Below are 222 nucleotides of genomic sequence, written 5' to 3' on the forward strand. Positions count from 1 at the left end.
ATGAAGGCCAGGGCCGAATCCACCGTCTTGATCGCGTCGTTGGCCTTGGCCACCGAGGTGATGTCCAGGTCCGCCACCTTATGCAACACGGAAGCCGTGTCCGTGCCGATGTAGGCGCTGGAAGCCGCCACCGTGGTGGTGTGGCTGATCACGAAGGACTTGTTCGAGTCGAAAGTCAGGTAACCGCTGACGATCGCGTTTTGCGCGTTCGTGTCGGCCGCC

1 pseudogene is annotated in these 222 nt (G+C 61.7%); it reads right to left on the bottom strand.

The window, feature by feature from the left end:
• Positions 1–222, bottom strand: a pseudogene (locus HGR_RS17500) (flagellin); the annotation flags it as partial.

It is taken from the genome of Hylemonella gracilis ATCC 19624 (assembly GCF_000211835.1).
GTDB classification, from domain to species: domain Bacteria; phylum Pseudomonadota; class Gammaproteobacteria; order Burkholderiales; family Burkholderiaceae_C; genus Hylemonella; species Hylemonella gracilis.